The 12,409-nt window shown below is 50.6% G+C and carries 11 protein-coding genes; 7 read left to right on the top strand and 4 right to left on the bottom strand.

The window, feature by feature from the left end:
- Positions 1 to 268 precede the first annotated feature (268 nt).
- The 3 genes from ABD852_RS13465 (at position 269) to ABD852_RS13455 (ending at position 5,016) form a co-directional block, all read left to right on the top strand.
- Positions 269 to 958 (top strand): helix-turn-helix domain-containing protein, encoded by a 690-nt coding sequence (locus ABD852_RS13465; RefSeq protein WP_345029727.1) that lies wholly within the window; start codon positions 269 to 271, stop codon positions 956 to 958.
- A 142-nt stretch (positions 959 to 1,100) separates the two neighbouring features.
- Positions 1,101 to 3,365: an ATP-dependent helicase gene (locus ABD852_RS13460; RefSeq protein WP_345029724.1), complete on the top strand. Its 2,265-nt coding sequence runs from the start codon at positions 1,101 to 1,103 to the stop codon at positions 3,363 to 3,365.
- 154 nt (positions 3,366 to 3,519) lie between these two features.
- Positions 3,520 to 5,016 carry a DUF4301 family protein gene (locus ABD852_RS13455; protein ID WP_345030147.1) on the top strand — a complete coding sequence of 499 codons (1,497 nt, stop codon included), beginning with the start codon at positions 3,520 to 3,522 and terminating at the stop codon, positions 5,014 to 5,016.
- A 2-nt stretch (positions 5,017 to 5,018) separates the two neighbouring features.
- Here ABD852_RS13455 and ABD852_RS13450 read toward each other — a convergent pair whose 3' ends face one another.
- Together ABD852_RS13450 and ABD852_RS13445 are read right to left on the bottom strand one after the other, a co-directional pair.
- Positions 5,019 to 5,477, bottom strand: a complete 459-nt coding sequence (locus ABD852_RS13450; protein ID WP_345029721.1) for a tetratricopeptide repeat protein — start codon at positions 5,475 to 5,477, stop codon at positions 5,019 to 5,021.
- A 21-nt stretch (positions 5,478 to 5,498) separates the two neighbouring features.
- Positions 5,499 to 6,371: an alpha/beta hydrolase gene (locus ABD852_RS13445; RefSeq protein ID WP_345029718.1), complete on the bottom strand. Its 873-nt coding sequence runs from the start codon at positions 6,369 to 6,371 to the stop codon at positions 5,499 to 5,501.
- 146 nt (positions 6,372 to 6,517) lie between these two features.
- On the opposite strand from ABD852_RS13445, the gene ABD852_RS13440 reads away from it, so the two are divergent.
- Entirely contained in the window at positions 6,518 to 8,425 is a 1,908-nt protein-coding gene (locus ABD852_RS13440; protein WP_345029715.1) for an FG-GAP repeat domain-containing protein, read from the top strand.
- Positions 8,426 to 8,492: 67 nt separating this feature from the next.
- Here ABD852_RS13440 and ABD852_RS13435 read toward each other — a convergent pair whose 3' ends face one another.
- The gene (locus ABD852_RS13435; RefSeq protein WP_345029713.1) at positions 8,493 to 8,942 is read right to left on the bottom strand and encodes a peptidylprolyl isomerase; all 450 of its coding nucleotides are present in this window, start codon (positions 8,940 to 8,942) and stop codon (positions 8,493 to 8,495) included.
- A 264-nt stretch (positions 8,943 to 9,206) separates the two neighbouring features.
- On the opposite strand from ABD852_RS13435, the gene ABD852_RS13430 reads away from it, so the two are divergent.
- On the top strand, positions 9,207 to 9,608 hold the full coding sequence (locus ABD852_RS13430; RefSeq protein ID WP_345029712.1) for an Hsp20 family protein: 402 nt from the start codon (positions 9,207 to 9,209) through the stop codon (positions 9,606 to 9,608).
- 80 nt (positions 9,609 to 9,688) lie between these two features.
- On the opposite strand, the gene fbaA is transcribed toward ABD852_RS13430, so the two are convergent.
- Entirely contained in the window at positions 9,689 to 10,768 is a 1,080-nt protein-coding gene (fbaA, locus tag ABD852_RS13425; RefSeq protein ID WP_345029709.1) for a class II fructose-bisphosphate aldolase, read from the bottom strand.
- Between the two features lie 139 nt (positions 10,769 to 10,907).
- On the opposite strand from fbaA, the gene ABD852_RS13420 reads away from it, so the two are divergent.
- Together ABD852_RS13420 and ABD852_RS13415 are read left to right on the top strand one after the other, a co-directional pair.
- Positions 10,908 to 11,171 carry a hypothetical protein gene (locus ABD852_RS13420; RefSeq protein ID WP_345029705.1) on the top strand — a complete coding sequence of 88 codons (264 nt, stop codon included), beginning with the start codon at positions 10,908 to 10,910 and terminating at the stop codon, positions 11,169 to 11,171.
- Positions 11,172 to 12,359, top strand: coding sequence for a hemolysin family protein (locus tag ABD852_RS13415; protein WP_345029702.1), 1,188 nt, complete (start codon positions 11,172 to 11,174; stop codon positions 12,357 to 12,359). It abuts the gene before it with no gap.
- Positions 12,360 to 12,409: the final 50 nt, after the last annotated feature.

Genomic DNA, 12,409 nt, shown 5'->3' with positions numbered 1-12,409 from the left:
GTTTGTAAAGAAAAACAGAAGGTAGGTGTGAGCGATGAGGTGTGAGGGGTGAGAGATTTGCTTTTGTTTGCCGCCGCGCTCAAACCTCATACCTCATACCCCAAACCTCATACCTGGTTGCAAAGAAAAACGTATGATGATGGAAATATGATAGAGTTGTATTATATTGCGGGGGCTTGCGGACCCTGCCTGCGCAGCAGCGGATTTCTGACCAGGATGGCAGCGGGCAAACAGTTTGTAAATACAACAGTATCAGGCTCTATCCATAATGGAGGAAGAAATCACTATACAGGAACGCTTAAGAGAAGTTTTTGAAGCACTGGGCATCACAATCTACCAGATTGCGAAGGATCTGGGGGAAAATTCTTCCAAATTTTACAATATTCTTAACGGGCGGGCCAATCCTTCCTACGATACCATTGCGCGTATCCTTCAGAGCTACCCGCAGGTCAGCGCCGATTACCTGTTGCGAGGTGTTTTGCCGGTATTGCGGGACGGGAATGCGAGAGTCAGGCAAACGGCTGTGGACGAGCCTTACCGGGACGTGCCCTATTTGCCGGTGAAGTTCCATGCGACTTTCGTGGAGACCTACACCGAGGGCTTCGGCTATGCGGATTTCGGAGCGTACCAGGTGCACAAAGATGCGGTGGGGTTCCTGAAAAAGCCGGTGGTGATAGAGGTGTCAGGGAATAGCATGAGCCCGCAATTGGTAGATGGCGCGCGCATCATCGCAACGGAAGTGAACCAGGGGGACTGGATGTACCAGTCCGGCGGCGTCTTTGCGGTGGTATACCGTGATTTTTTTGTTGTCAAACGCATTCGTGAAAATGAACTGCTTACCCGGCAGTACCTTACCCTGCATTCCGATAACCCGCTGGGTGGCAGCATAAGTGTGCCGGCACAAGACCTGAGAGGCCTTTGGAAAGTTCATGGTATTGTATTCGCCCCGGTTTCCTGACCGGTGGTTAGCCCCTGGCTTTTCGCCGGTATAATGGCGGCGGGGAGCATACATTTTTTTATCTTTGTGTGTACCATGCGCTTGCTGTAACAGGTGTATGTAGGGTATTATTTTCTCACCCGTATCCGGGAAAAAGTTCATAATGAAGGATTACTTATCTACTTTAAACGAGCCCCAGCGAAAAGCGGTTTTGCATGGAGAAGGGCCAATGATGATCATAGCAGGTGCTGGTTCGGGCAAAACCCGGGTGCTCACTTACAGGATCGCACACCTGATAGAAAACGGAGTGGATCCTTTCCGCATCCTTTCGCTGACTTTTACGAACAAAGCCGCCGGCGAGATGCGCGAACGGATTGAAAAGGCAATTGGACTGGAAGCCCGGAATATCTGGTCGGGTACTTTTCACTCCGTTTTTGCAAAGATCCTGAGGTTCGAGGCCAAATACCTGGGCTATACCAGTGATTTCTCCATTTATGATACCGATGATTCGAAATCGCTCATACGTACTATTGTGAAGGAGTTCAGCCTGGACGACAAGTTGTATAAGGCGAATGTTGTACTGAACCGCATTTCCGGGGCAAAGAACCGCCTGGTTTCGGCAGATGACTACCTCAACAACCCGATGATCCAGGCCGACGATGCCACAAGCAAGCTCCCCGAAATCGGACGGATTTTCAAGGCTTACAGTGTTCGCTGTTTCCAGGCCAATGCGATGGATTTCGATGATCTGTTGTTTAATACCAATGTGCTTTTCCGCGATTTTCCGGAGGTGCTTCACAAGTACCAGCACCGGTTTCATTATGTAATGGTAGATGAGTTTCAGGATACCAACGTGTCCCAGTACCTTATTACCAGGAAATTGTCTGCCGTACACCGCAATATTTGTGTGGTGGGTGACGACGCGCAGAGTATCTATGCCTTCCGGGGGGCGAACATCGAGAATATTCTGAATTTCGAACGTGATTTCCCGGATGTGACCGTAGTAAAGCTCGAGCAGAACTACAGGTCCACGCAAACCATTGTGAATGCCGCGAATTCGGTTATTGCCAAAAATAAAGCGCAGCTCCAGAAGAATGTTTTCACACAGAATACGGAAGGACTTCCTATCGATGTCGTGAAAGCCGGATCGGATAACGAGGAGGGACGGTTGGTAGCTACGTCTATTTTTGAGGAAAAAATGCGCGACAACCTGACCAACGAGCATTTTGCCATCCTCTACAGAACCAATGCCCAATCCCGGGCATTTGAAGAAGCCCTGCGGAAGAGGGGAATTAAATACCGGATCATCGGCGGCCTCTCCTTTTACCAACGCAAGGAAATTAAGGACCTGCTTGCCTATCTCCGGTTTACGGTCAACCAAAGGGATGAAGAAGCTTTCAAGCGTATCATCAATTTGCCCAAGCGGGGGATTGGCGACTCTACCGTCGCGAAAATGGTGGTAACCGCTTCGGAAAACGGGGTAGGGCTTTGGGAGGTGGTGAGCCAGGTAAACCAGTTTATTTCCGGGCGGGTTACCGTGCCTATAGAGCAGTTTGCTACCCTGATCAAGAGTTTCCGGATTCTTACGGAAATGGGCAAGAATGCATATGAAATAGCGAGCCACATTGCGCAGGCCTCCGGTTTGCTCAAAGAGCTCCACGAGGATAAAACAGTAGAGGGATTGTCGCGCTACGAGAACGTCCAGGAATTGTTGAACGCGGTGAAAGAGTTTGTGGACCAGGCAGATGAAGATGAAGATGTGACACTGAGCGCTTTTCTGCAGTCGGTCTCGCTTCTTACCAATGCGGATGAGCCGGATGAAGACGGAAACCGGGACCGGGTGACCCTGATGACAATCCATTCTGCTAAAGGTCTCGAATTCAGGAACGTCTACATCGTCGGAATGGAGGAAGATCTGTTTCCCAGCCAGATGATGCTGGAAAGCAGACAGGACCTCGAAGAAGAGCGCCGATTGTTTTATGTGGCCATTACCCGGGCTGAAATGAAGCTTACTTTCAGTTATGCCGAGAGCCGCTACCAGTGGGGCCGGCTCAAGATGTGTGAGCCGAGCCGCTTCCTGATGGAGGTGGACCCTCGTTTCCTGAATTTGCAGGGGCCTGTAGTGGAGAAGGAAACGCGCGATGCCGGACCCAAAGGAACGGGCGCCCGGTCTTATGCCGCGAAGACCCCCGCACAATTGCTGACGCCGCGCGCGCCTGCCGCCCCCGCTCATACGCCTTCTGCAGATTTTACGCCCAGTGATACCTCTGCACTTACGGAGGGGCAGCGCGTTGAGCACCAGAAGTTCGGTTTTGGTACGGTTTCGAAGATCGATGCGAGCGGATCCGATCGGAAAGCAATCATTGCCTTTGACGAGGCCGGCGAACGTACCCTGCTTCTTAGCTTCGCCAAGCTTCGGATCCTTTGACAGGGTGTTTTGGGGATGCTTTCCAAATTTTACTATCTTTAATAGTGTACCGTACGTACGAAGCAATACCAGCTACATGAGAAAAGAGGGGTGTATTGCTTTTTAGTACAACCGGATTACTGGTTCTTGTAAATAACCCCATATGAAGACCATTATGTTTAACGATAATGACCTTAAACAAATAGCCGACAGAGGAAGCGAAGTAGAAGTGGTGACGTCGCAAATGAGATATTTTGCGGAAGGGTTCCCCTTTCTCAAGCTTGAAAAAGCGGCCCGCATCGGCGACGGAATCGTAAGCCTGACTGAGGAGGAAGCGGATCGGAAAGCGGCACTTTACGATGAGTATGTCGCGGACATGGGCCTGAGCGTGCTCAAGTTTGTACCCGCTTCGGGTGCTGCTTCGCGGATGTTTAAATCTCTTTTCTCTTTTCTGGAAAGCGGGAAGACTGATAGTTCCGTAGAGGAGTTTTTTGAAAAACTTGAAGACTTCGCGTTTTACAGATCGCTCAAACGGTTGCTTCTGATCGATGGTATCGATATAAAAAAAGCCGATCGTAAACAGATCGCCGAATACTACCTGACTGATAAAGGATTAGGATACGGCAGCCTGCCGAAAGGTTTGCTGGAGTTTCACCGGTCTGAGCCCGTGTCGAGAACCCCGCTGGAGGAGCATTTGGTCGAGGCCGTTCAATACGCACGCTCAGGTGGTACTGCGGTGCTTCATTTTACGGTTTCTCCCGAACACCGTGATAAGTTTGAAAAGTTGGTGGTAGAACGTTTGCCTTTTTACGAAAGCGCATTCGAAACCAAGTTTTATGTCTCCTTTTCGGAGCAACATCCGGCGACTGATACGATTTCCGTCAACCCGGACAATACGCCTTTCCGAGAAGGAAACAACAGTTTGCTTTTCCGCCCGGCAGGGCATGGGGCTTTGCTTGCCAATCTCGCAGAGCTTGACGCTGACCTTATTTTTATAAAAAATATTGATAACGTAGTTCCTGACAGCCTCAAACCTGTTACGGTCCAGTATAAAAAAGTAATAGCGGCGGTGTTAATCGAGTTTCAACACCGCATTTTTGCCTATCAAAAGCAATTGGAGGAGGGAGCAACGCCATTTCTTCTCGAAGAGCTGGAAGAGTTTTACCGGGAGGAGCTGGGGACCATTCCTCCCGAAGGGTTTGGTGATTGGTCCGCCGAAATCAAGGCCGACTATTTCCGCACCAAGCTCAACCGGCCGATCCGGGTTTGTGGAATGGTGAAAAACGAAGGCGAGCCGGGTGGCGGGCCGTTCTGGGCGAAGAACGCAGACGGGAGTACTTCTCTGCAGGTTGTGGAGTCTGCGCAGGTAGACCTGAATGATGAAAAGCAGAAAGCTATCTGGGTGACGGCTACTCACTTTAACCCGGTAGATCTGGTTGTAGCGATCAAAGATGCTAAAGGCAATACTTTTCAGCTCGACGATTTCCGTGACCCCAAGACGGGTTTTATCTCGTCCAAATCCAAGGATGGAAAGGAGCTGAAAGCACAGGAGCTTCCAGGTTTGTGGAACGGTTCTATGTCTGATTGGAACACTGTTTTTGTAGAGGTGCCCCTGATTACCTTTAACCCGGTGAAAACCGTAAATGACCTGCTGAGGCCGCAGCACCAGTGAGGCTAGCGTTTGCCGGGCCTGGTGAGCCGCTGATAGATGACCTCAGCTTCGTTCTGGTAAGGGTGAATTTCTGTTTCCGCAACTTTATGAAACAGGTAGGCGGCCTGCTCGGTTTTTTTTAGTTTGAGAAAGGTAAGCGCTAGGTACCATTCCGAGGCATTTGAAACATAATTTTTCATGTTCTCAACGGAACGTTGGAAATGGGGAAGGGCGGCGGCCGGCTTCCCCATTTTTAATAACGCGATGCCCCGGGAAAGGCTTACAGAATCTTTTTTGAATTTCGCCAGGTCTGCTCCCGCGAAATGGTACCGGCTGGGATTACTATCCATAGCGGGCCTTGGCGCGCTATCGAAGTAGGTACGGAACAAATTTTCTTCCCTTGATAACCGGGTTTGCGCCGTAGTGATTACACAGCATCCCGTAATCAGGAAAATGGTCAGAATAATAACCCGCTCTTTCACCAGCCCGGATAATTGTGAGATCTAGCGCCCGAAACTTTTGCCTATAAATTTTAACACCTCCGGTAGCGCGGCTCTCCAGTAAGGCCAGCTGTGGACTCCGTCGCGTACCCTGAATTCATGCGGTACTCCTTTGTCGATCATCGCGGCATGCAGGGCCATGTTGCCTTTAATCAGGAAGTCTTCATCGCCGCAGTCAATATAGTAACGTACCGATTTAAGTTTTTCGACCGGTGCGGTTTCTACAATTTTCAACGGAGAGTTGGATTGCCAGTGTTGGTTCAGCCGGTCTTTGCCTTTTAGCCCTTTTTGCAGGAAAACACCCATGAAACCGTCCCACCGGTCGTTCGGCACATCAAGAATTTCCTGGTCAGTCCATACGGCTGCACTCAGGGGCGCGGCTGCGGCGAACAGTTCAGGGTGCTTCAAGCTGAAAATCAGCGACCCGTAACCGCCCATAGACAGGCCGGCAACAGCTCTGAACTCTTTCTTTTTCCGGATCCGGTACCGGTTTTCGATCTCAGGAATAAATTCGTTAATGAAGAAATCCTCGTAGCGAACCTTTCCGTCATGAGAATTGATGTAAAAAGATACACCTCCGTCAGGCATGACAATAATGGCAGGCGGCGCCTCTCCGTTTGCGAAAGTCTGGTCGGCAATGCGCTGTACGTCGCCGAACTGCGTCCATCCGGTTTCGTCGTCGGTATAGCCATGTAGCAGGTACAAAACCGGATAGCTGCGGTTGGTATCATTGTAGCCCGCAGGCAGATAGATACTGTACCTGACCTCCTTGCCCAGTATTTTGCTGGTAAGGCTCAGACTTTCCTGAAGCGTACTGTTTTGCGCGAAGCAGCTTATCTGTAAAAGGGTAAAAATGGCAGCGTATACCAGTTTCATAGGTCTCTTTATGATTTGATTTCCGGCTAAAGGTAATAAATCCGATTGAGGTAAAAATGGTTGAATAATCTTGAAAGTGTCTTATTTTAGGCGTCTGAATCGATTTACGCGGTATACGCGAAGCTTCCTAAACTCTTTGACTTTCTATGATGCGGCACATTCAGTTCACTTTAGCTTTTTTTTTCGGGGTAGGAGGTTCGGTAGCAACCGGTCAATCTGCAGAGTTTTCACGCGTCAGTTACCAGGACAAGCGTCTTGTTACGGATTTGGGGGTAGGGTTATGGGCGTGGCCGCTTCCGATGGATTATGACCAGGACGGAGACATGGACCTGGTAGTATCCTGCCCGGACGTCCCATTTCGCGGGGTATATTTTTTTGAAAACAAGTCGGGCGGGGAGTTCCCGGTTTTCGAAGCGCCGGTGCGTGTCGGCGAATACATCCGAAACCCCCAGATTTCCTACGTAAAAGGGGCTCCCAGGGTGATCGACCGCGGTTATGAGCTGGTGGATTTCCGGAGTGGCGCCAACTCTTACCGGCGCCTTATTTTCCCGCCGGATTCGTTGATGACTGATTTTAAGAAAAAGCCGCGGTTTACGCAGTATACTTATGTGGACTATGATGGCGACGGCGACCAGGATGTGGTGGTCGGCGTCGATGACTGGACCCAGTATGGTTGGGACAATGCTTTCGACAAGAACGGCAACTGGACCAACGGGCCGCTTCACGGGTATGTGTACCTGTTTGAAAATGTAAACGGCGGCTATACCAACCGCGGACGCGTGAAGGCAGGCGGCGAGATCCTGGATGTATACGGCGCCCCGTCCCCGCAATTTGCCGACTTTGACCGGGATGGCGACCTGGATATTATCTGCGGGGAATTCCTGGATTCATTTACCTATTTTGAAAACACAGGCACCCGGACCACGCCCGAGTACGCAAAGGGGAAGAAGCTCCGGAATGCATCCGGCATCATCCGTATGGACCTTGAAATGATTATTCCGGTGGCGGTAGACTGGAATGGCGACGGGCACACCGACCTGGTCGTCGGTGACGAAGACGGCAGGGTAGCCTATGTTAAAAATACAGGTAGGATGGAAGACGGGGCGCCGGTGTTTGACTCCCCGCGGTATTTTCAGCAAAAAGCGGGTTTCATCAAGTTCGGGGCACTGCCCACTCCCTTTTCGGTGGACTGGGACGATGACGGCGACCAGGATATTGTGATCGGGAATTCTGCCGGGTATATCGGCTTTATCGAGAACCGCGGCGGGAAAGGAGTACCGGATTTTGCACCGCCGCGCTACCTGGAAGCCGATGGAAAGGTGATCCGCATCCAGGCCGGGCAGAATGGCTCTATCCAGGGACCGGCCGAGGCCAAATGGGGCTATACTACACTTTCGGTAGCGGACTGGGACGGAGACGGCCTGAAGGATCTGATCGTTAACTCGATCTGGGGAAAAGTACAATGGTATAAAAACACAGGTACGAAAGGTGCACCGAGGCTGGCATCCGCAGCTCCGGTCCAGGTAGACTGGAAGGGACCGGCTCCGAAACCTGCCTGGAACTGGTGGGTCCCCGGGCCTGCAGAACTGTCCACGCAATGGCGCACCACCCCCTTTGCAGTAGACTGGAACAAGGATGGCCTGACGGACCTGGTGATGCTGGATCACGAAGGTTACCTGGCCTTTTTCGAGCGTTTCAAAAAAGGATCAGAACACCCGCTCAGGCCAGGAAACCGTATCTTCTGCCTGGAGGATGGTACACCGCTGCGGCTGAACCAAAAAAATGCGGGCGGAAGCGGCCGCCGTAAATTTACCCTGATGGATTGGGACCGCGACGGCGACCTGGACCTGGTAATTGACGGGAAAAACGCTGAATGGTATGAGCAGGTAGGGAAAAAGGGAGGTAAGGTAACTTTCCTGCACCGGGGTGATGTATCCGCGCTCAAGCTTGCAGGACACGATACCAGTCCGACGCCCGTTGACTGGGATGGGGAAGGTGCTCCCGATTTGCTGTTAGGGGCAGAGGACGGTCTTCTTTACTACCTGAAAAGGTAACCGGAGGGAATAACCCTCCGGCAGGCACCCGAATAAGCCTTTTTTATTTGTGAATTTGCGGCTTATACTAAGCTACCGCATCTTCATGAATGACAATCTTCTCAATCTTGTCACCTTGACGAATGGCGTCTATTACGTCAAGCCCTTCCACTACCTTTCCGAAACAAGTATGGTTTCTATCCAGGTGAGCGGTGTTTTTCCTGCTGTGACAGATGAAAAACTGTGACCCACCCGTATTTCTCCCGGCATGCGCCATAGAGAGAACCCCGCGGTCGTGGAATTGATTGTTCCCGGTGAGCTCACACGGAATCTGATAGCCGGGGCCGCCGCGTCCGGTTCCTTCCGGGCAACCGCCCTGGATGACGAAGTCAGGGATTACCCGGTGAAAAGTAAGTCCGTCGTAAAATCCTTTCCGGGATAGATCGGTAAAGTTTTTCACTGCAATCGGCGCATCGTCCTCATAGAACTCGATCCACATCGTGCCTTTTTCAGTGACCATTTCCGCTTTAAGTGCCATAATCGATTCGAATATATATTGATGGTTGAAATACACCGAACGACAGTAGCCGTTCGGATTCAGCTTACAAAAATAGCGAAAATTAGCGGTTATGAAGGACGCATACCGCGTGATTAGCGATCGGCCAGGCCTGAAAGCGAAATGTGTGCCAATGTGTCTGTATTTTGTCGGTGTAAGCGTGGGTGTATGTGTCGATATGGCAGTATTCGGCTTGCGGAACATTGTTTGCAGTTATCCTGATTATAATCTTAAATCCATTGTATAATGAGAAAAGGAGCGCAAGTAAAAATAGCCCCCGAGATATTAAAGGGGATTGATCTCTCTAATTCCCTGAACGGTGGTAGCAGTGAAATATCGAACTGGCTTGAACAGGCAGAGAATGGCTACGAGTTTTTCGTCAGGGTTCCGGGGGTAGAAGTGGAAAAGCTATCCGTCGAGGTCGTTCAGAACAGGGTATTGGTGTATTACATGTTCCCGTTGTATCAGCAAGGTGGAGATGACGAGCAACTACATGCCCGGGTAGTGGGGAATTTTTCTATCCCTGCAGACGGAGACTATGAGCGGGTATCGGCTTCTTATGAACATTCGGAAAAGTGCCTGCGGATAGAAGTGCCCTTCAACGAGCAGCAAAAAGGATATCGCAGCAAAGTGGAAATAGAGAGGTAAACAGGGTTGACGGCGGCAAACGAGATAAAGGCATAAAAAAGGAGGCTCTTCACCTCCTTTTTTTTATGGATTGTGCGGCATCAGGCGAGCCGGTTAATGCAGTTCAGGTCTTCAAATGCCAGTTTGAGCCGGGCTACCTGGCTTTCTTGTCCTTTACGGAGCCAAACGCGCGGGTCGTAGTATTTTTTGTTAGGCGAGTCGCTGCCTTCAGGGTTTCCCAGCTGCCCCTGCAAGTAGCCTTCCTTGGCCTTGTAATAATTCAGGACACCTTCCCAGGTGGCCCATTGGATATCGGTATCAATATTCATTTTGATAGCACCGTATTCAATGGCTTCCCTTATTTCTTGACGGGTAGAACCTGATCCGCCGTGGAATACAAAATTCACAGGAAGCGGCCCTGTCTGGAAGTGCTGCCGGATATAGTCCTGCGAATTTTTAAGGATGATGGGGGAAAGCTTTACGTTCCCGGGTTTGTATACGCCGTGCACATTCCCGAATGCTGCTGCGATGGTAAAGTTCGGGGAGATTTTGCTGAGTTCTTCGTAGGCAAATGCAACCTCCGAGGGTTGGGTGTACAGCTTGGAACTGTCAACATCGGTGTTGTCGACTCCATCTTCTTCACCGCCGGTCACTCCCAGTTCAATTTCAAGCGTCATGCCGATTTTGCTCATCCGCTCAAAGTATTTGGCGCAGGTCTCGATATTTTCATCCAGGGATTCTTCCGACAGATCAAGCATGTGCGAGCTGTACAAAGGGATCCCGTGTTGGTCGAAATAACGTTCTCCCGCATCCAGGAGGCCGTCAATCCAGGGAAGCAATTTCTTGGCACAGTGGTCGGTATGAAGAATTACGGGAACGCCGTAGGCCTTTGCCATATGGTGCACATGTAGGGCACCGGAAACGGAACCGGCGATTGCGGCCGCCTGATTGGCATTGGAAAGGCTTTTTCCCGCGTAAAAAATTGCGCCTCCATTAGAAAACTGAACAATTACGGGGCTGTTAACAGCTTTCGCTGCTTCAAGAACACCATTTACGGAATCACTTCCGACCACATTCACGGCCGGTAATGCGTAATTGTTTTCGTTGGCATGACGGAAAATGTCGCTGACGGCTTGTCCAGTTACAACTCCGGGTTGGAAGCGTGGGGTACTATCGCTCATATCTGCAATGTTTTGAGAATAGATGGTTTTTTGGCTTTCAATAGATGGCAGGCTGGCTGCCGTATTTAACACACGCAAGTTAATTATTTTGGGGGTTTATTCGTGTAACCTGTTTAAATTTGAGCTTATTTATTAAGAGATGAGTTCCAAAAAAACATTATCCGGAGGCTGGAAGAACCTTCTTCTTTTTCTCTCGCTTGGTTTTTTGATTATCTGGATCATGGAGTTCCGGCGGACCTCGCTGGCCGACAGCTATTGGTTGCTTCTCCTGCTTTTGGTTTGCCTGCTTTGGTACCAGTTGCTGAATTTGAAAGGGCGGGCAGCCGGGGAAAGCCGGCAGCAGGAAAGTCGTGGGGAGAGCGGCGTTAAAACGGGAAAACCTTCATCAAAAAAAGGAAAGTAGATGCTTTTATTTGGTATTTTGAGTTTGGTGTTTTTCGTTGCAGCAGGCTACTATGGAGCGGTGCGGGCAATTTCCCTGGATTTTTCTTTCGACTGGGTCAACATCAGGGTAGACGAAGAAAACAGAAGCGCATTTGTTCTTGAATGGCGCCGTAAAGTAAGAATGATGCGCTTCCTGACAGCCGCCATGGGATGTTTTTTCCTGGTGCCGTTCGGTACTGAATTGTGGGTGCAGTGGATGGGCGAAGCCGCCGGGGGCCGGATACCGGCGCTGTTGCTGGCCGCGATTGTGCTTTGGGTACTCGGCATGTCTTTTTGGATGGGAATAGGGAGGGCTTACCCCTCCGTTGTGGAGGTGAAGAGTTTTCCGGTTCGCTTCGGCGAATGGCTGACCACCCCGATTTACTGGTTGGCAGAGCCTTTCCTTACCCAGGACGATAGCCGTGCTCCGCACAAGGAAGAAGGGGAAATTGAGGAGAAAATACCGGATGAGGAAAAGGGCGTGGATGAGCAAATGATCAAAAATGCCATCGAGTTCAAGGAAGTGAGGCTCCGCGATTGTATGATCCCGAGGACGGAAATTTCGGGGATCGATATTGACGCCTCGGTGGATGAGCTGAGAGAGGCCTTTGTGAATAGCGGCCACTCGAAAATTGTGGTGTACCGGGGCTCGGTAGACAATATTCAAGGGTATTGCCATATGCTTTCCATGTTTAAAAAGCCGAAAGAGATCCAGCAGATTGTATCGCCTATCCTCACCGTACCGGAAGCCATGCCTGCTTCTGACCTGATGATCCGTTTCCTGGAAGAACGCAAAAACCTGGCGGTTGTCGTAGACGAGTTCGGCGGTACCGCCGGCCTGGTCAGTATAGAGGACATTATTGAACAGATTTTCGGGGAAATCCAGGATGAATACGACTTCACAGAGGACTGGGTGGAGCGGAAGCTTGACGACCAGCGTTACCTGTTGAGCGCCCGGCATGAAATTGATTACCTGAATGAAAAATACAATTGGGATCTGCCGGAAGGGGATTATGATACGCTGGGCGGCCTCATTATTTCACTGTACGAGGATATCCCGGAAGTGGGCGAAGTAATCGACCTCCCGCCGTATTCCTTCAGGGTTGACGCAGCACAGGATAATCGTCTCGAGACGATCCTGGTGACCATTCATTCGTCTGTTACCTGAAATTTTTCGGCTGTCTGCGATTTGCCCGGGTGCAGGGCAGCAGTCAATAT

Source organism: Ravibacter arvi, from assembly GCF_039540405.1.
Taxonomy (GTDB): domain Bacteria; phylum Bacteroidota; class Bacteroidia; order Cytophagales; family Spirosomataceae; genus Ravibacter; species Ravibacter arvi.
Note: the sequence above shows the minus strand (reverse complement) of the source record. Positions and strands in the feature narration are given on the sequence as shown.